Below are 19,283 nucleotides of genomic sequence, written 5' to 3'. Positions count from 1 at the left end.
AATGGAATGAAACTCTTTAAAATGATATAGCTAGTTTTACTTCCAGTATGCCTTCACTTGTTGAAACATCGGTTGCTTTCACAAACGACAGGATTTTCTGTGGATAGAACCCAAGGTCAAATTCTCTTTCCAGCATTCGGCGAGTGGTGTCTGGTAATTCAAGCTGGTTGAATACAAGTTTGTCCACATGAAAACGAATGGAGTTTTGAGGTTCATTTTCTACCGTATAATGTCCTTCAATGCTTAATTGCAACTGATCCCGCTGACCGGAGGCAGTAATCTTATCCTGATTGAACTGAAAGGCAAAGTCTTCAAAAATGGAATTTTGAGAACGTAGAAATGCATTAAGCTCATCCTGCCCAATTCGAATCGTATACGTTGTGCCAGTCGTGGATATGCCTCCGTTTTGTTCTTGAATAAAGTCGGGCAGGTTCTGCATGGCAGATGCCAAAGCTTTGAAATATCGTTTCACCTCATAGATGCCGATGTTCTCCCAATATAGGGTCAGCTCATCCATCAGTTTTTGAATCGCCGCTGCATCTCCGCTGGTGGCTATTTGGGCGTCCACTTCTTTTTGCAAGGCGACTACACGTTCCCGCTGGTTTTGAAGATTAGTCTTCATTTCAGATAATTCTGATGTAGTCTGACGAATCTGAGTGGAAGTCTGTTGCAGGTTGCGGTAACGGTCCTGATACTTGTCCAGCACAGCCTGATCCCGCCCAATAATAATCTGGTAATAATCATACAGTACAAACAGGTCTTTGAATGACCTGGCTCCCAGGACCGTCATGAGAAGACTGTCACGTTCTCCCGTGTAGTAGGACCTCACCACAGCCCCGGCCCGATCTTGCTGAATATGTATTTGCTTTTCCTGTTCCTGAAGCTGGACGGATAATGTCTCGTGTTGTTGAGCCAGTTGTTTCTGCCTTTCCGCAATGCGTTCGATTTCATGATCGATTTCGACGATGGAGAGACTTTTTTGCAATATGTCACGTGTATCCTCAGGTGTAGACTCTCCATAGGCATATGCTGAAGGTAGCTGGAGGAATATAAGTATGCATAATAACAAGGCGGCAATGCCATATTGACGTTTCACCGATCATTCTCCTTTCTACTTCCTAAATGACTATAGTACAGGCTTGTTGTCTTCCAGACAATATATGAAACAAATACGTGAAATATCCTTAGTGGTTACATAACACCACAAACAATCATCTAATCTGAAAACAACAAAAAAGCAATCCGACGAATGCCGGATCACTTTGATGCTGCAGGTGGATTAAAGCGGCAAGTCCATTTGGAATACGGTCCAGTAGCTGAACCCCGTGAATGTAACGATCATATAACCCCAGAAGAGCAATATGTACGTTCGTTCGGTGAATTTCAAGTATCCCAAAATGACAAAAAACGCAGTCTGCAGGAAAAAAAGCAAAGCCATTTCGACCAGATCTCCCGCAAAAGCCATCAGGCCAATCGCAAGCGTGAAGAACCCGAGTACCCGAAACATGCGTGCCACGGTAAGTCCTCCTCTCCTATGTACGATCATAGATTGTCTACACAACATTATACCGGGAAAGGAAAAACGTGTAAACAAATTTGGATATGAAAGCGAATTCTTTTTTTTGGCTTACAGCAAGTGAAACGGAAGTAGTTGCTTGTGTCACGTATGAGCAAGCCTAAATGTGGAAATACATTTTAGTATGAAAACAATTCTATGAACTCTATGAGAGGCATAAGAATGAATGAAGCAGCTTTTATACCTAATTCACATACCGGGTTTCCGGTAATGCGGACGGTTATTTCAGGATGTTGTTAGGAGGGTATTATAGCATGACTGCAGTGAGACAGGATGCTTGGAGCACAGAGGATGATTTGATTTTGGCGGAGGTTACTTTGCGTCATATTCGGGAAGGAAGCACTCAACTGGCTGCTTTTGAAGAGGTAGGCGAAAAAATAGGCAGAACTTCTGCCGCATGCGGATTTCGCTGGAACAGTTGTGTGCGTAAAAAGTATGAGTCTGCCATCAGCAACGCCAAGGCACAACGGCAAAAACGAAGCTATCTCAGAAAGCAGCCAGCTATGCTTGGGCCACAGGTTGCAGCATTGTCCACACTGGACATCGAAGAACATTTGTACAAATCAGATGGGATCTCGGACGATTCATTATCTATGGATGCAGTAATTCGCTTCCTGCGACAATGGAAAGGAACAGTGCAGGAGAGCAGTCGTCAGCTCAAGATGCTGGAGAAGGAGCTTCGGGAGAAAGAAGATGAGTTGCATGAACTGCGCTGCGAGAATGACCGTCTCTCCAAGGAAGTGAATGAAGTACAGACGGATTACCGTGTGGTGAATGACGACTACAAAGCTTTGATTCAGATTATGGATCGGGCCCGCAGACTCGCATTTTTGTCCGAAGAAGAAGAGGAACTCAAAACACGTTTCAAGATGGATGCCAACGGGAACCTGGAACGAATTGAATAACAAGTTCAGACGTTTGATTTGTGAAAGTCAGGTATGAACCCGCCACACCTCCGTTAAATACGGCAGGTATGACGGGTTTTTAGTTTGGTGTTTTTGTTCTATTATAGAGAATGAGCGTAACGACTGAAGCGGAGAGGGGTGAATCATATGATCATTGACATCGTAGGAGCAGGTTCACTGGGTCTTTTATATGGTGGGAAACTGCTCGCCGCAGGTAATCAGGTTCGATTTTGGACCAAAACAACCCCTCAGGCAGACCAACTAAGCCGTGATGGAGTAACTATTGTGGAGCGAGATGGGAAGATACATATTCTACCGGATCAGATACAGGCAAAACCGATTGGCGAGCTGTCTGAAACATGGGAGCACAACCCTGGAGAATGGTTACTGCTCATGGTTAAGCAGACAAGCATTGACGATTTCATTCATGAAGTTAGTCTATTGAAGGATCATGTGCTGAACATCGCGTGTTTTCAAAATGGGATGGGCCATCTGGAGAAACTACAAGCTGCTTTGCCGCACTCACTTATATGTAGTGCGATTACAACAGAGGGAGCGAAGCGTGCCCAGCATCAGGTCACTCGTGCGGGTGCAGGTGAAACCAGACTGGGAGGGCGTAATATACATATAGAAGGTTCTATCTCCATAGAGGAGGAGAGAACATTTACTCTATCGAGACTTCTGCAGCAGGCAGGATTTGACTGTACAGTGTCGAATGAAATCGATAAGCTGATATACAGGAAACTGTTGATCAACGCAGTCATTAATCCGCTGACGGCATTATGGCGAATTCCCAACGGTGAATTAATCATCAAAGAAGAACGCAAGCAGTTTATGCGTCAGTTATACGATGAAACCTTGGTAATCTACTCAGCCAATGGAATACAGCTAGATCAGGATATGTGGGAGCAGCTGATAGGGGTCTGTCATTCCACAGCTTTGAATACTTCCTCTATGCTTGCAGATGTTCTCCAAGGACGTTGTACAGAAATCGCATCAATCAACGGGCATATCGTAAGGATGGCGCATAAGTCGGGCCTTGCTGCACCTACACATGAAATACTGCTTCATCTGATTGAAGGAATGTAACCGGAAGGAGTGAGTTAATGGGACTTTTTATTGTACTAAGCATACTACCCTTTTTTCCGTTCTTTCTTGTATATTGGGGCATGTACGCATGGAAAAAAGACAAACGCACAGCACTGCGGACGGCAATGGATGTAACCACTTTTTTTCTTGTATTTTCAGTTTCGGCGTTATTCAACTTAACATTTGACTCGAATTTTGGTTTTTATCTGACACTATTACTCATACTACTAGCACTTGGATTCATCGGGAGTGCGCAAAATCGACTAAAGGGGAAGGTAGATGGGGGTAGAATGTTCCGGGCTGTATGGCGCATGGCCTTCATCATCATGAGTTTTGGGTATGTTTTGTTTACTTTATTTGGATTAATTAGATACTTTATGCAATAGATGTGAGGATACATAACGCAAAAGGGCTGAAAAATGTGTCGATTTTGTCGAAAACTGAAAAAAACATTACTTTCTGAAAAAGTAATGTAGATTTTTTTGACCGGTGGTTGTATAATCTATAAACATATAAACCATATCAATTTAGGGGGAACGTGTTAGATGAAAAGGAAAAGTCTATTAGTCCTTTTGACGCTGATTTTGGCGTTCGGTACCGTACTTGCAGCGTGCGGATCGAAAAACGAAGGCACAGGTAACACCGATACTGGTTCTGCAAACGAAGGAAATGGTCTTGCTAAAGATCAAATCCTGAAAATCAACCTGACTGCTGAACCTCCTACGTTGGACCCGGCTCAAGCAAAAGACAGCCAAACCAACACAGTTCTGAAATTCTTGTATGAAGGTCTTGTACGCATCGATGCTGATGGTAAAGAACAAGCAGGTGTAGCTAAAGACTGGACAATCTCCGAAGATGGTTTGAAATATGTTTTCAACCTGAACCCGGAAGCGAAATGGAGCAACGGTGATGCAATCACTGCTGAAGACTTTGTTCGTTCTTGGGAACGTGCTTTGAAACCGGAAACAGCTTCTCCATATGCTTATCAATTGTACTACATTAAAGGCGCTGAAGGTTACAACCTCAGCAAAGACGAAGCATTCACTGGTACTAAAATCACAGACTTCTCTCAAGTAGGCGTTAAAGCTACGGACGAGCACACACTTGAAGTGACGTTGGAGAACCCAACACCTTACTTCTTGGGTCTGACAGCATTCTACACGTATTATCCGGTACATCCGTCTGCTGACACGAATGACAAATTCTTCACAGACTACAAAAACATGATTGTTAACGGACCATTCACTATGGATCAGTTCGCTAAAGGTCAAAAAATCGTCGTCAAGAAAAATGATGCTTACCATGCGGCTTCTGATATTAAATTGTCTGAAATTAACATGTCTCTAACAAGCAGCAGTGCTTCCGAACTGCAAGCTTACAAATCAGGACAATTGGACTACACTGGCGCACCTAACGGTGAGATTCCAACAGATCAAATTCCTTCTGTGAAAGCAGAATTGCCAGACGAATTCAAAGCTACTGGTATTGCAAGTACGTACTACTACCAGTTCAATGTAAATGAAGCTCCATTTAACAACGCTAAAATTCGTAAAGCATTTGCGATGTCCATTGAACGTCAACTTATTGTTGATAAAGTAACACAAGGTGGACAAATTCCAGCATTCGGTTTTGTACCTCCAGGTATCCGTGGTGAAAACGGCGAATTCCGTGATGAGCACAAAGACGATTATTTCACAGAAAATGTGGACGAAGCAAAAGCGTTGCTTGCTGAAGGTATGAAAGAAGAAGGTTACACAACGTTGCCAGCTGTTACGTTGATCTACAACACAAGTGATAATCATGCGAAAATTGCCTTGGCTGTTGCTGATATGTGGAAGAAAAACCTTGGTGTTGACGTGAAAACGGAAAACCAAGAGTGGGGCGTATTCCTTGAGAATCGTCAAAACCAAAACTTCCAAGTAGCTCGTGCAGGCTGGTCTGCTGACTACAACGATCCATACAACTTCTTGGAAATGTGGACTACTGGAAACACAAACAATGATTCTAAATTCAGCAATGAACAGTATGACAAAGATGTTAAAGACACTGTAAAATCTGCTGATCCAGCTGCACGTATGGCTGCATTTGCTGACGCTGAGAAAATCCTGATTCAAGATGAGATGGGTGTAATGCCAATCTATTACTACACTAACGTATCTTTGACTAAGCCTTATCTGAAAGGCGTACAACTTGATTTCAGTGGAGCTATTGACTTCACTCGTGCATATCTGGAAGAGAAGTAAGTTGTTCTGAAGTCTAATATGAATACTTCGGGATATATATGTGGAATTCCATATATATCCCGATTTTTTTGTATGTGCACCGAATTTCCTTATAATTCTTGAAATTCCCGATAAATGGATTGGACTTTATTTCTGTCTAATTCTACAATCGATTTGTATACAAAATATTGTTTGTGGAGGTGTGCAAGGGTTGATTAAGTACGTTTTGAAAAAATTACTATTTATGCTACTATCGCTTTTCATACTCGCATCTGCAACCTTCTTCCTGATGAAGGCGATTCCGGGTGACCCTTTTACAGCCGAGAAAAAAGTATCGCCTGAAATTCGGGCCTTGCTGGAACAGAAGTATGGTTTGGACAAACCGATGTATGAACAATACCTGAAGTATATGGGTGGAATCATTAAGGGAGATTTCGGAGTTTCAATGAAATATCTGAATCGCGATGTAGCCGGAATGATTGGTGAAACATTTACCGCTTCGCTGAAGCTTGGAGTGTTTGCGATTGTTATCTCCATTATCGTGGGTGTTTTACTGGGGCTTATTGCTGCGGTTTACCATCGTAAACTCATTGATGATATCACGATGATCCTCGCTGTCATAGGTATAGCTGTTCCGAGCTTCTTGCTTGCATCACTATTGCAGTATCTCTTTGCTACTAAATTGGGCTGGTTTAACGTGATGGGCTTTGACGGTCCATTGGACTACGTTCTCCCAGTTGCAGCATTGTCTGCATCACCAATTGCCTTTATCGCACGTTTGACTCGTTCCAGCATGCTGGAAGTTTTACATGCAGATTATATCAAGACAGCAAAAGCCAAAGGTTTGAAATGGCCGGCTATCATGTTTAGACACGTTGTAAGAAACGGTATTTTACCGGTAGTAACATATGTTGGTCCAATGACAGCAAATATCATTACAGGTTCCGTTGTTATTGAACAGATCTTTAACATCGGTGGTATAGGTAAAGTATTTGTAGAGAGTATCACAAACCGTGATTACACCATGATCATGGGGATTACGATTTTCTATGGTATCCTCCTGATGTTGGCGCGTTTCTTTACAGATATCGCTTACGTGCTAATTGATCCTAGAATTAAGCTGGAAAGCCGGAAGGGGGCATAACGTTGTCTGGCAATAATAAAAATAATGAAACGGCGAACACTGACCTGAATAGTCAGGCAGCGGTTAAACCGCAAGAAAGTGTATCCCTTTTTAAAGATGCCATGTACAGACTTGCAACCAATAAGGCTGCAATGATTAGTCTAGGTGTATTGGTTCTTGTCGTAATTTTCTCTTTGATTGGTCCAACTTCTTTGTTTACCAGTTATAATTATTATTCCAATGATTTGTTGAATGCCAACGCAGCGCCGAGTGCGGAGCACTGGTTCGGTACGGACGAGCTTGGTCGTGACGTTTGGGTAAGAACCTGGGTAGGAGCACGTGTATCCCTTACTGTAGGTTTGGCCGCTGCCTTGATTGACCTTGTGATCGGGGTTATTTATGGAGCGATCATGGGTTTCTACGGTGGACGTGTAGATGGAATCATGAACAAGTTCTCTGAAATCCTCTATTCCTTGCCATACATGCTTGTTGTAATCTTGTTGCTGGTTGTATTGGAGCCAAGTCTGACAACCATTATTATTGCCCTTACCATTACAGGTTGGATCAGTATGTCCTGGATTGTACGTGGTGAGATCATGCAACTCAAAAACAGGGACTTTATTCTTGCGGCACGGTCCATGGGCGCAAGCACAGGACGTCAATTGTTCCGTCACTTGCTGCCAAATGCAATGGGACCGATTCTCGTAACGCTAACGTTGTCCATTCCAAATGCCATCTTTGCCGAAGCGTTCCTGAGTTTCCTCGGGTTGGGTGTGTCTGCACCGAGATCTTCCCTGGGTTCCATGATTAATGATGCACTTACAGGCTGGACGCTATTCCCGTGGCGGATGTGGTTCCCAGCAGGTCTGATGGTACTTACAATGCTTGCATTTAACTTGCTCGGAGACGGTCTGCGTGACGCACTCGATCCGAAATTACGTAAATAGAAATAGGAGGTGGGATTATGGAGCCAATCTTAACAGTCAAGGACCTAAGCGTGTCGTTTACAACACGTTCTGGTGAATTTGATGCCGTTAAACATGTGAGTTTTGAACTTGGCAAAGGAGAGACGCTGGGGATCGTAGGTGAGTCTGGTAGTGGTAAGAGTGTTACCGCCCAAACCATCATGAAATTGATTCCCTCCCCGCCTTCGAAGGTCAAAAGCGGAGAAATTATTTTTCACGGGCAAGATCTGCTGAATAAGACGGATAAACAAATGGAATCCATCCGTGGTAAAGATATCGGTATGATCTTCCAAGATCCAATGACTTCTTTGAATCCTACCATTAAAATTGGTAAACAAATTACCGAAGTATTGCGCAAGCATCAGAACATGTCCAAACAAGCGGCGGATAAAGCTGCTTTGGAAATGCTGGAACTTGTAGGAATTAAAAATGCGGCTATCCGCATGAACCATTACCCACACCAATTCTCTGGTGGTATGCGTCAGCGTGCCATGATTGCGATCGCGCTTGCATGTCGTCCATCCCTTCTGATTGCGGATGAGCCGACAACTGCACTTGACGTTACAATTCAGGCTCAAATTCTGGATGTAATGAAAGACATGCAGCAAAAGCTTGGAACATCAATCATGCTGATTACGCATGACCTTGGTGTCGTAGCGGGTATGTGTGACCGTGTTGTTGTTATGAAGGAAGGCGAAGTTGTTGAAACAGGAACAACTGCTGAAATCTTTAGTAACCCTCAACATCCATACACGATTAAATTGCTCAATGCTTTGCCTCGCCTGGACGAGCCCAAAAAGGAGAAACCAACTCCTGCTGGTATTATCAAAGGCAGCAACAAGCCTCTGGTACAAGTGAAAAACTTGAAACAGTACTTTAATTTGGGCAAAGGTAACATTCTCAAAGCGGTCAATGACGTAAGCTTTGATATCTTTGAAGGTGAAACACTTGGCGTTGTAGGCGAGTCTGGCTGTGGTAAATCTACAACAGGTCGTACCATTCTGCGTCTTTATGAGCCAACTGGCGGAAGTGTTAACTTTAACGGAACGGATATCTACAAGTTGTCCCCGCGCAAAATGAAAGAAATGCGTAAAGATATGCAGATGATTTTCCAAGATCCATATGCATCCCTTAATCCGCGTTTCAACGTAATGGATATTATCGGGGAGTCTTTGGATATTCATGGCTTGGCTTCCAGCTCTAAAGAGCGCAAGAGACGAGTGGAAGAGCTGCTTGATCTGGTAGGTTTGAATCCAAGTCATGCTCTGCGTTATCCACATGAATTCTCCGGTGGTCAAAGACAACGGATCGGGATTGCGCGTGCGCTTGCTGTAGACCCTAAATTCATCATCTGTGATGAGCCATTGTCTGCACTGGATGTATCCATTCAGGCGCAGGTCGTTAAATTGCTTGAAGAACTTCAGCAACGTCTCGGCTTGACATACCTGTTTATTGCGCATGACTTGTCAATGGTTAAACATATCAGTGACCGTGTAGCTGTAATGTACATGGGTAAAGTGGTTGAGCTCGCAGAAAGTGAAGAACTGTATGCGAACCCTGTCCACCCTTACACCAAAACATTGCTTTCCGCGATCCCTGTACCTGATCCGGAAGTGGAAGCGAACAAACGTCGCATCTTGCTGCCAGAAGAGCATATGAGCCCGATTCAGAATGGATCTGGCGGTCCTGCAAATGATCCGTACAACCTGGAAAATTCTCAATTGATTGAGGTTTCCAAAGGTCACTGGGTTGCAGAACCTTACGTATAATAGAATTATTAAAGCGATATGCTATTATTGATGTATTAAGCGCCGCCGACTCGTTCGGCGGTTTTTTTCGTATTTTAATCACTTTCTTTTGACGAAGCGGCCTTGAATTCGGTACAATCAAGAAAGGCTCTTTGAAGTAGAATAGGAGGCAGACCTCATGAACGGTATTACCGAGGCACTCCGCAGCGGATCAAGACTTGCAGAAGATTATATCTGTTCAAGAGATGCTGCGCGTGGCCTTTACGAGTATGACATTCGCTGGGAATCAGGACTTCAGGCGCGTGCCGAGTGGCTGGACCAATCGGAAAACACACGTATTGATCGTCGTGATCTGGCAGAGTATTTACGTATATATAATAAGCGGGTGAACGACCATGGAGAGGTTCATGCGTCCATCACACGTCTTGCAGAACAAGATGCACTAGTGGTTACAGGAGGGCAGCAGAGTGGTCTGCTCACTGGACCACTGTTCGTCATATACAAAGCCGCCAGCGTAGTGGCAGCTGCGCGTGAAGCCGAAGAAAGACTTCAACGCCCGGTAGTTCCAGTATTTTGGATCGCCGGTGAAGACCACGACTGGGATGAGGTTAACCATACGTATCTGCCTGATCACCAGGGAGATATGAAGAAAGTCAAGTTACAAGGACGATTCGCAGGTAGGGATTCTGTGAGTAATGTTCATGTGGATACGGAACAGTGGATGAGTGTACTCGAACAGGTGGAACATCTGTTACCCGATACGATACATAAACCAGGATTGATGAAATGCATCACAGAGATCCATCAATCCAGTTCGAATCTGAGTGATGCATTTGCTCGTATGATATCCGCTTTGTTTGCCAGCAGTGGACTTGTTCTAATGGATGCATCAGATCCAGACTTACGCAGGATAGAGCAGCCAGTGTTCGAACGATTGATACGAAGCAATGAAGTATTGCGCAACGCTTATATACATGGATCTTCATTGGTACAACAAGCTGGTTATGCTATGCCTGCCGAAGTGGCAGAGGATGGAGCCAATCTGTTCTATATCCATGAAGGCGCGCGGTTGCTTTTGACGTTGAAGGATGGCTTGTATACTGACCGTAAAGGTCTGGTTTCTTTCACAGAGGAGCGTCTGCTCCAGGAGCTGGGGGAACATCCTGAGCGCTTTAGTAACAACGTATTAACTCGGCCATTGATGCAGGATTCCGTTTTGCCTGTAGCTGCTGTTATTTTGGGGCAAGGTGAAATTGCATATTGGGGTTTGACTCGCGAAGCATTCCGTCAGTTCGGGCTGCAAATGCCTATTTTGTTGCCGCGGTTGTCCTTCACCATTATGGAAGATGTTCATCACAAACATATGAATCAATATGAACTTTCTTTTCAGGATGTTCAATATCATATGGAAGACAAGAAGGAACAGTGGCTCGCACAGCAGGAGACGTTCCAGGTAGATGGACAGTTTGACAAGGTTCAGGAAGCGTTTCTTGATCTGTATGGACCATTGCTAGATGAGATCGCGGAGATTCATCCTGGGCTGGAACGAATTGGAGATACCAATTTGAGTAAAATCACCGAGCAAATGCATTATCTGAAGCAGCAGACTCACAAAGCCATCGAAGATAAACATAATGTAAGTCTAAGGCATTGGAACGGCATTCAAAACTCTTTATTCCCGACGGGCAAACCGCAGGAACGAGTACATAATGTACTCTTTTACCTGAATCGTTATGGCACCGAGTGGATCGATGAACTGATTAAGACCTCAAGCGAATTCCGTGGAGAGCACAAGGTTATTGCACTGTAGAGACCTTTATAATAGAAGAAACACATAAACGAGGAGGATATGGAATGACTACACCTGCATTGCAAAACAGTATTGTTAAAGATATGGGACTCGCTTCAGAGGGTCATCTGAAAATTGATTGGGTAGAGGCACACATGCCTGTATTGAATCGTATTCGTCGTCAGTTTGAACAGGATCTGCCTTTTAAAGGTTTGAAGGTTGCGATTTGTCTTCATCTGGAGGCAAAAACAGCTTACTTGGCAAAAGTGATCCAAGCTGGTGGTGCAGAAGTAACGATTACGCACAGCAACCCATTGTCTACACAAGATGATGTCTGCGCAGCATTGGTGGAAGATGGCGTTACGGTGTATGCGAAGTACAATCCGGAACCTGCGGAATTCAAAGCACTGCAACTTCGTGCACTTGAGGTGAAACCTGATCTCATTATTGATGATGGCGGAGACTTTGCAACGATTATTGCATCCGAGCGCCCTGACCTCGCAGCGACAATTCGCGGAGGAGCGGAAGAAACGACAACCGGCATTATTCGTTTGAAAGCATTGGCGAAAGAAGGCCAATTGAAGTTCCCGATGGTTGCGGTTAATGACGCTTACTGCAAGTATCTGTTCGATAATCGTTATGGAACAGGTCAGTCCGCATTTGACGGTATCATCCGTACAACCAATCTGGTTATAGCAGGGAAAAATGTAGTGGTAGCAGGTTATGGCTGGTGTGGTAAAGGTGTAGCGATGCGCGCCAAAGGTCTTGGAGCGAATGTGATCGTAACCGAGATCGATCCAATCAAGGCAGTAGAAGCACACATGGACGGATTCCGGGTCATGACGATGGTTGAAGCCGCCAAATTGGGCGATTTCTTTATCGCAGTTACAGGCAATAAGGATGTTATCACAGGTGAGCATTATGATGTGATGAAGGACGGAGCAATCCTGAGTAATGCAGGTCACTTTGATGTTGAAGTGAATAAACCTGAACTGGCTAAACGTTCGGAATCAATTCGCACAGTTCGCCGTAACATTGAGGAATATCGTTTCAAAGATGGTCGTAAAATGTACCTTCTTGCAGAAGGCCGTCTTGTGAATCTGGGTGCAGCAGATGGTCACCCTGCCGAAATCATGGATACGACGTTTGCTCTGCAGGCGCTTGGTCTGCGTTATGTGAGTGAGAACTATGCTGAGTTAGGTAAAAATGTTGTTAATGTACCTTATGATATTGACCAGCAGGTTGCCAGCTATAAACTTGAAAGTTTGAATATTGGCATCGACTCTTTGTCGGCCGAGCAAGAAAAATATCTGGATAGCTGGAAATTTTAAGATATATCCAATATTTACAAGCTGATGAACTGATTCAAAGGGTATAGAATGGTTTATTGATGATATGGCTCATGTGCGGGTAGACATACGATTGTCCGTTTACGGGAAACGTCTTTGATCCTGAGTGACAGGATCAAAGACGTTTTTTTTATGTTTATAAATTAAAAAATCAAGCAATGCAAGAAGGGTTTTGATTTTTTTGTGCGAATCTATTATGCTTAGGTGGTGGAAAGTGGGGCAAAGTGGGAGAAACGGGTGAGGAGTGAGTGGGCCAATGTTTATGGGGGAGTTCCAACATAGCATTGATGACAAGGGTCGGGTTATCATTCCGGCTAAATTCCGCGAATCTCTGGGGCCGTCTTTCGTTGTCACACGGGGTTTGGACCAGTGTCTTTTCGTGTACCCCATGGAGGAGTGGGGGGTCATGGAACAGAAACTCAAAGCACTGCCATTGATGAAATCTGATGCACGTGCGTTTACCCGGTTTTTTTTCTCGGGTGCAACCGAATGTGAACTGGACAAACAGGGCAGGGTAAATCTGCCGGGTAATTTAAGAGAGTATGCCAAGCTGGACAAGGATTGTGTTGTACTTGGCGTGTCGAACCGGGTGGAGATTTGGAGCAAAGGCATATGGGAGAGTTATTTCAATCAATCCGAAGAAGCATTCAACGACATTGCCGAAAAGCTGGTCGATTTTAATTTTGATCTATAAAGTCAGGAGGGGTGCAGGTTGTTTCACCACATAACCGTACTCAAAGAAGAGGCAACAGAGGGATTAAACATCAAGCAGAACGGTATATACGTGGACTGCACTTTAGGCGGTGGCGGACATAGCTCCGTGATTGCTTCCAAGCTCGGTCCAGAGGGACGTCTGATCGCACTTGATCAGGATGATTGGGCTTTGGATAATGCTCGCGAGAAGCTCGCAGCTTATGGAGAACGTGTAACATTGGTGAAAACCAATTTTCGAGATCTGGAACAGGTACTCAAGGATCTGGATGTACCGATGAAGGATGGTGTACCACAGGTCGATGGTATTTTGTACGACTTGGGTGTGTCATCCCCGCAATTCGATGAAGGAGAGCGTGGATTCAGCTACAATCACGATGCTCCACTTGATATGCGAATGGACCAGGATGCAATGCTTACAGCCAAAGAGATTGTAAACGAATGGTCAGAAGAAGAGATTGCTCGAATTTTCTATCGCTATGGTGAAGAGAAGTTTTCGAGAAGAATTGCCCGTGTTATCGTTGGAAAACGAGCTCAGTCTACCATTGAGACGACTGGTGAACTAGTGGAACTAATCAAGGAAGGCATTCCGGCGGCAGCTCGCCGTACCGGTGGACATCCTGCCAAACGCAGCTTCCAGGCATTACGGATTGCCGTCAATGATGAGTTGGGTGCGTTTGAGGAAGGATTGCATCAGGCTGTTCGTTGTCTGGCACCAGGAGGACGTGTATCTGTAATTACCTTCCACTCCCTTGAGGATCGGATATGTAAACAGATTTTCAGCAGTTATCTGGAGAAATGTACATGTCCACCCGATTTTCCGTTGTGTGTATGCGGCGGCAAGGGTACCCTGCGTTTAGTTAACAGAAAACCGCTGATTCCAACGGGAACGGAATTAGCCGAAAATTCACGTGCTCGTTCAGCCAAACTGCGCGTAGCCGAGAAATTGTAGATCAAGAGTGGAGGGGAGAATCGGAGTATGGCATATACACGTGGTAATCTCGCTGTAAAAGAAAAAGCGTCCCAGGAACGTGTGACCCAGCAACGATACAAAGAAACCACCAAAGTGGTGACCCGTCGTACGGGTCTTCCGGCACGCGAGAAGATTTTGTATCTGATTACCCTGGTTGCAGTTATCCTTGTTGGAGGAGCCTTGATGTCTCGTTATGCTCATATCTATGATCTGAACAAGCAGGCGCAGGCCACTATTTCGGAAGTCAAGGGGTATGAGAAGACGATTGCAGACCTGCAAGTGGAAAAAGAAACATTGAACAACCAGGTCATCGAAAACGCAAAACAACTTGGTTACGTTGAAGCTTCCGGTAAGGATGTCATTTTTGTACCTCGCTCAACAAGTACGAAATCAACAGGTACTGAATCGTCTTCGAATACAGCAAGCAGTAAGTAAAGAGGTGTTCCGATGATAAAAAGAATAAAGATGCGCACGTTGCTTATAGGGGGATGTATTACCCTCTTTTTTCTTGTACTCGTAACACGAATCTTCTTCATCCAAGTTGTGAATGGCGGTGTATGGCAGGAACGGGCGGCCGGTTTGGTAGAGCGGGAACAGACGATTAAGGCTGCACGAGGAACGATTACGGATCGAAATGGAAACATTTTGGCTACTGACGCTCCAGCGTATACGGTTTCCGTTAATCCGTTATTAATTAATGAACTAGGAATTCAAGATGTTGTTACGGAGAAGCTCTCTGCCCTTCTCGGGAAAAATGAGAGTGAAATGCGTGCACTGGTCACAGCGAAGAAAAAAGATGGTGAATTTTTTCAACAACGTGAAGTACGCAGTGAAGGATATAAGATAAGTCCTGAGCTTGCGGAAAAAGTCAACGAACTGCGTGAGGAATTACAAGAAGAGTACAAGGCTCGTAATGCAATTGTGATGGCTCAGGAGTCCAAACGGTTTTACCCTGAAGAAACACTTGCTTCTCACCTCTTGGGATATATGAGCCGTGATGGGAAAGCTGTCAATGGACTTGAAGTCTCATATGATGAAGCACTGACAGGCACAGATGGATATCTGAATTATCAGAAGGATGCCAAAGGCATTAAACTTCCCGATTCACAGGATAACTATCTGCCACCTCAGAACGGTAAGAACCTTAAGCTGACCATCGATGATACGATCCAGTTCTACATTGAGGACGCAATGAAGGAAGCCGTCGCCAAGTATAACCCTCTGAGCATGACGGTTATTGCTGCGGACCCGAACACAATGGAGATTCTGGGGATGGCGAACTGGCCAACCTTTAATCCTAATACGTACGGGAGTACACCTGATCAAAAGAATTTTATCAATCATGCTACTCAATCAATCTATGAGCCAGGTAGTACATTCAAAATAGTTACGCTAGCAGGGGCTGTAGAAGAAAAACTCTTCGATCCCAATGCAAGTTTTGAATCTAAACGCATGTATATTGGCGGTTTCCCGATTAGTGATAATGGTCATGCCTATGGTTGGATCTCTTATCTCGAAGGTGTCAAACGGTCAAGTAACATTGCTTTTGTTAATTTGGGTTATAACATGCTTGGTGGTGAACGTCTGCGTCATTACATAGACGAATTCGGTTTTGGCAAAAAGACGGGTATTGATCTGCCAAATGAGGCAGCGTCACCGATCAAGCCACTGGTTTACAAATCCGAGATTGCCACGGCAGCCTATGGTCATGGTCTTGTACAGGTAACACCAATTCAACAGGTCGCAGCAATCTCTGCGATTGCCAACGGCGGCAAATTGCTTGAGCCACATCTGGTGAAGGAGATCAAGAACCCGAATGATGGGACAACGGAAATCATCAAACCTAAAGTCGTCCGTCAGGTGATCTCGAAGGAATCTTCCAAACTGGTGAGCGGCTATCTGGAACAAGTGGTTGCAGACCAAACGATTGGGACCGGACGCAACGCCTATATCGAGGGTTACCGTGTAGCTGGTAAGACAGGTACGGCAAGAAAGGTCGTTAACGGGGCATACAGCAAGTCGAAAGACGTTGTATCCTTTATTGGATTTGCACCCGTGAATAATCCGAAGATTGCGATACTAGTTGTCATTGACCAACCGGACGGAAGTAATATTGGGGGAGGAACTGCAGCAGCCCCGGTATTTAAAAAAATCGCCAGCCAAACTCTTCAATATCTGGGAGTTCCCAAGGATAAAGCCAAAACTGCTGATAAAAACTCAAAAGAAGTTCCAGTTGTGCAAGCCAAGGCACCGGACCTGAGTGGCAAGACAGCCAAACAGGCCAGAAGCCAGCTTCTGAACGCAGGTATTGCTTATGTGACTCTTGGTCAAGGTGAAAATGTAATTCGGCAGTATCCGGTGGCTGGAGCGTCCATGAATCCAGGCCAACGAATCTATCTGCTTACGGAAGAAAGCAGCAAGATGAAGATCCCGGATCTAACAGGTGAATCTCTTCGGGATGCTCTTGAAGTACTTTCCCTCATGAAAGTGGGAGTTACGGTCAAGGGTGAAGGGTATGTCGTGAAGCAAACTGAGCAGGTAGCAGGTGAGCAGAGAACTGTACAGCTGAATTTGCAGACTGCCAAAGCCGCAGTCACCGGTATAGCGGATGAGGATCCAGTCTCTTCTGATCCGTCGTCAGAAGCCGAAGAGAAGGAACAAGAGGCGTCGGGCGGAGAAGGTAAAAGCGATCTAAAAGAAGAGACAGATAACAACAAGGCTCCTGCCAATGAATCCGAATCCTCTGACGATCCAGCAACAAACGGGGCTTCGCTTCCTTAGGGAGCTCTGACAGCTTGTTCTAACCCCCGGTTGTCCTGAATATTCATGAATGGAACGAATGTCATGATTTTGGGACGAGTGGGGGGATCTTTTCGTGAAGGGATCAAGCGTAAATCTGCGGCGCAGGTTGCTATGGAGTTTAATGATTTTAGTTTTGTTATTTTCGGCCCTGATGATCAGGCTTGCTTATGTACAGCTCGGTGAAGGTCCTGAATTGTCAGCAAAAGCAGAAGAATCCTGGCGGCGTAATATTCCTTACTCCGCCAAGCGAGGGGAGATCCTGGATCGAAATGGAACCTCTCTGGCCTATAATGTGACAACACCGACCATTATGGCCATTCCGGCCCAGGTTAAAGAAGCTGAAACGACAGCTAAGGCGTTGGCCCCATTGCTTGGGATGACGGAAGAAAAAGTGCTGGCAACCATCAAAAAACGAGAACTCATTGTACGACTACAACCCGGCGGCCGCAAAATTACGATGGAGAAAGCTCAGCGCATCCGTGATTTGAAGCTTCCGGGTATCGTTGTTGCTGAGGATAATAAACGTTTTTATCCCTATGATGATTTGGCTGCTCATATTCTCGGTTTCACGGGTATTGATAATCAGGGCTTAACGGGTGTTGAGAAGAAATATGATGATAAGCTGAATGGTTTGAATGGCAGTGTGTCCTACTTGTCCGATGCGGCCGGAAGGCTAATGCCGGGCTCATCCGAGAAGTATGTGGAACCGAAGGACGGCCTCAACCTCAAGCTGACCATTGATAAATCCATTCAGTCCATCATGGAGAGAGAACTGGATCAGGCCATGGTGAAGTTTCAGGCGAACTCAGCACTGGCCATAGCCATGAACCCCAAAACAGGTGAAATTTTGGGGATGTCCAGCAGGCCGGGATACGAACCTGCCGATTATCAACAATATCCCGCAGAGATATACAACCGGAATCTACCGATCTGGATGACCTACGAACCGGGCTCCACATTTAAGATCATTACCTTGGCAGCAGCGCTTGAAGAGAAAAAGGTCAATCTGCAGCAGGATCAATTCTTTGATCCCGGATATGTTGAGGTGGGTGGAGCTCGTCTGCGTTGCTGGAAAAAGGGCGGCCACGGAAGTCAGACCTTCCTGCAGGTGGTGGAGAACTCATGCAACCCGGGATTTGTGGCTCTGGGGCAGAGGCTGGGAAAAGAATCGCTGTTCTCCTATATTAAAGACTTTGGATTCGGCACCAAAACAGGGATCGACCTTAGCGGAGAAGCCAGTGGAATTCTGTTTAAACTGTCCAGAGTAGGACCTGTCGAGCTTGCAACGACCGCTTTTGGTCAAGGTGTATCGGTAACGCCCATTCAACAAGTAGCGGCTGTGTCAGCGGCCATTAATGGGGGTAAACTTTACAAGCCTTATGTTACGAAAGCGTGGGTCCATCCGGTCACGGGAGAAGTCATGGAAGAAACCAAGCCGGAGCTGGTTCGTCAGGTGATCTCGGAGAATACGTCCAAGCAAGTACGTGAAGCACTCGAGAGTGTTGTCGCCAAAGGTACCGGGCGTCCGGCGTTTATTGATGGATACCGGGTCGGTGGTAAAACAGGTACAGCCCAGAAGGTTATCAACGGACGTTATTCCTCAACAGAGCATATTGTATCCTTTATCGGTTTTGCTCCAGCAGATGACCCACAGATTGTGGTTTATACCGCAGTGGATAATCCCAAAGGAATTCAATTCGGAGGTGTGGTTGCCGCCCCGATTGTACAGAACATCCTTGAGGATGCCCTGCATTACATGAACGTCCCTGTCCGGAAGGATCAGGTCGCCAAAGAATACAAGTACGGCGAGACCAAAATCGTAACGGTTCCAGATCTGACAGGTGCTACTGTTGAAGATCTATACGAAGACCTGAACATGAATTTTATGTTGGCGAAGTCCGGCAGTGGTAAATATGTGATTAACCAGGCGCCTAAGCCTGGGGCAAGGGTAGATCAGGGTTCAACCATCCGCATTTACATGGGGGATGTACTGAACGATGCACATGATCACACGAAGGATGAATAACTGGA

16 protein-coding genes are annotated in these 19,283 nt (G+C 45.2%); 14 read left to right on the top strand and 2 right to left on the bottom strand.

Annotation, left to right across the window (positions count from 1 at the left end):
• Nucleotides 1-16: 16 nt before the first annotated feature.
• Nucleotides 17-1,096 carry a hypothetical protein gene (locus AC1S8V_RS20805; protein WP_482070566.1) on the bottom strand — a complete coding sequence of 360 codons (1,080 nt, stop codon included), beginning with the start codon at nt 1,094-1,096 and terminating at the stop codon, nt 17-19.
• A gap of 183 nt (nt 1,097-1,279) precedes the next feature.
• Entirely contained in the window at nt 1,280-1,516 is a 237-nt protein-coding gene (locus tag AC1S8V_RS20800) for a DUF2626 domain-containing protein (RefSeq protein ID WP_053781237.1), read from the bottom strand.
• Nucleotides 1,517-1,830: 314 nt separating this feature from the next.
• On the opposite strand from AC1S8V_RS20800, the gene AC1S8V_RS20795 reads away from it, so the two are divergent.
• From AC1S8V_RS20795 to AC1S8V_RS20730, 14 genes are all read left to right on the top strand, one after another.
• Nucleotides 1,831-2,481: an RsfA family transcriptional regulator gene (locus AC1S8V_RS20795; RefSeq protein WP_482070565.1), complete on the top strand. Its 651-nt coding sequence runs from the start codon at nt 1,831-1,833 to the stop codon at nt 2,479-2,481.
• A 147-nt stretch (nt 2,482-2,628) separates the two neighbouring features.
• Nucleotides 2,629-3,570, top strand: coding sequence for a ketopantoate reductase family protein (locus AC1S8V_RS20790; RefSeq protein WP_482070564.1), 942 nt, complete (start codon nt 2,629-2,631; stop codon nt 3,568-3,570).
• A gap of 17 nt (nt 3,571-3,587) precedes the next feature.
• Nucleotides 3,588-3,956: a DUF3397 domain-containing protein gene (locus AC1S8V_RS20785; protein ID WP_482070563.1), complete on the top strand. Its 369-nt coding sequence runs from the start codon at nt 3,588-3,590 to the stop codon at nt 3,954-3,956.
• Between the two features lie 159 nt (nt 3,957-4,115).
• Entirely contained in the window at nt 4,116-5,813 is a 1,698-nt protein-coding gene (locus AC1S8V_RS20780; protein ID WP_482070562.1) for a peptide ABC transporter substrate-binding protein, read from the top strand.
• 190 nt (nt 5,814-6,003) lie between these two features.
• The gene (locus AC1S8V_RS20775) at nt 6,004-6,936 is read left to right on the top strand and encodes an ABC transporter permease (protein WP_482070561.1); all 933 of its coding nucleotides are present in this window, start codon (nt 6,004-6,006) and stop codon (nt 6,934-6,936) included.
• 44 nt (nt 6,937-6,980) lie between these two features.
• The gene (locus AC1S8V_RS20770) at nt 6,981-7,862 is read left to right on the top strand and encodes an ABC transporter permease (RefSeq protein ID WP_482074537.1); all 882 of its coding nucleotides are present in this window, start codon (nt 6,981-6,983) and stop codon (nt 7,860-7,862) included.
• Nucleotides 7,863-7,879: 17 nt separating this feature from the next.
• Nucleotides 7,880-9,649 carry an ABC transporter ATP-binding protein gene (locus tag AC1S8V_RS20765; RefSeq protein WP_482070560.1) on the top strand — a complete coding sequence of 590 codons (1,770 nt, stop codon included), beginning with the start codon at nt 7,880-7,882 and terminating at the stop codon, nt 9,647-9,649.
• Nucleotides 9,650-9,806: 157 nt separating this feature from the next.
• The gene (bshC, locus tag AC1S8V_RS20760) at nt 9,807-11,438 is read left to right on the top strand and encodes a bacillithiol biosynthesis cysteine-adding enzyme BshC (RefSeq protein WP_482070559.1); all 1,632 of its coding nucleotides are present in this window, start codon (nt 9,807-9,809) and stop codon (nt 11,436-11,438) included.
• 44 nt (nt 11,439-11,482) lie between these two features.
• A complete protein-coding gene (locus AC1S8V_RS20755) occupies nt 11,483-12,748 on the top strand; it encodes an adenosylhomocysteinase (protein ID WP_482070558.1) in 1,266 nt (421 codons plus the stop codon).
• 274 nt (nt 12,749-13,022) lie between these two features.
• The gene (gene mraZ, locus AC1S8V_RS20750) at nt 13,023-13,460 is read left to right on the top strand and encodes a division/cell wall cluster transcriptional repressor MraZ (protein ID WP_017687291.1); all 438 of its coding nucleotides are present in this window, start codon (nt 13,023-13,025) and stop codon (nt 13,458-13,460) included.
• 18 nt (nt 13,461-13,478) lie between these two features.
• Entirely contained in the window at nt 13,479-14,429 is a 951-nt protein-coding gene (gene rsmH / locus AC1S8V_RS20745; RefSeq protein ID WP_482070557.1) for a 16S rRNA (cytosine(1402)-N(4))-methyltransferase RsmH, read from the top strand.
• A 27-nt stretch (nt 14,430-14,456) separates the two neighbouring features.
• Nucleotides 14,457-14,885, top strand: coding sequence for a hypothetical protein (locus AC1S8V_RS20740; protein ID WP_482070556.1), 429 nt, complete (start codon nt 14,457-14,459; stop codon nt 14,883-14,885).
• 12 nt (nt 14,886-14,897) lie between these two features.
• On the top strand, nt 14,898-17,231 hold the full coding sequence (locus AC1S8V_RS20735) for a penicillin-binding transpeptidase domain-containing protein (protein ID WP_482070555.1): 2,334 nt from the start codon (nt 14,898-14,900) through the stop codon (nt 17,229-17,231).
• A 94-nt stretch (nt 17,232-17,325) separates the two neighbouring features.
• Nucleotides 17,326-19,278: a stage V sporulation protein D gene (locus AC1S8V_RS20730; RefSeq protein ID WP_482070554.1), complete on the top strand. Its 1,953-nt coding sequence runs from the start codon at nt 17,326-17,328 to the stop codon at nt 19,276-19,278.
• Nucleotides 19,279-19,283 lie beyond the last annotated feature (5 nt).

Source organism: Paenibacillus sp. B46(2026), from assembly GCF_056786355.1.
This window is presented reverse-complemented; position numbering and strand designations above follow the sequence as displayed.

Bases quoted from the DNA above. Each gene is read 5' to 3' on its own strand.
- AC1S8V_RS20735 (WP_482070555.1), top strand. From the start codon at position 14,898: ATGATAAAAAGAATAAAGATGCGCACGTTGCTTATAGGGGGATGTATT.
- mraZ (WP_017687291.1), top strand. From the start codon at position 13,023: ATGTTTATGGGGGAGTTCCAACATAGCATTGATGACAAGGGTCGGGTT.
- AC1S8V_RS20790 (WP_482070564.1), top strand. From the start codon at position 2,629: ATGATCATTGACATCGTAGGAGCAGGTTCACTGGGTCTTTTATATGGT.
- AC1S8V_RS20795 (WP_482070565.1), top strand. From the start codon at position 1,831: ATGACTGCAGTGAGACAGGATGCTTGGAGCACAGAGGATGATTTGATT.
- AC1S8V_RS20780 (WP_482070562.1), top strand. From the start codon at position 4,116: ATGAAAAGGAAAAGTCTATTAGTCCTTTTGACGCTGATTTTGGCGTTC.
- AC1S8V_RS20785 (WP_482070563.1), top strand. From the start codon at position 3,588: ATGGGACTTTTTATTGTACTAAGCATACTACCCTTTTTTCCGTTCTTT.
- bshC (WP_482070559.1), top strand. From the start codon at position 9,807: ATGAACGGTATTACCGAGGCACTCCGCAGCGGATCAAGACTTGCAGAA.
- AC1S8V_RS20765 (WP_482070560.1), top strand. From the start codon at position 7,880: ATGGAGCCAATCTTAACAGTCAAGGACCTAAGCGTGTCGTTTACAACA.
- AC1S8V_RS20755 (WP_482070558.1), top strand. From the start codon at position 11,483: ATGACTACACCTGCATTGCAAAACAGTATTGTTAAAGATATGGGACTC.
- AC1S8V_RS20740 (WP_482070556.1), top strand. From the start codon at position 14,457: ATGGCATATACACGTGGTAATCTCGCTGTAAAAGAAAAAGCGTCCCAG.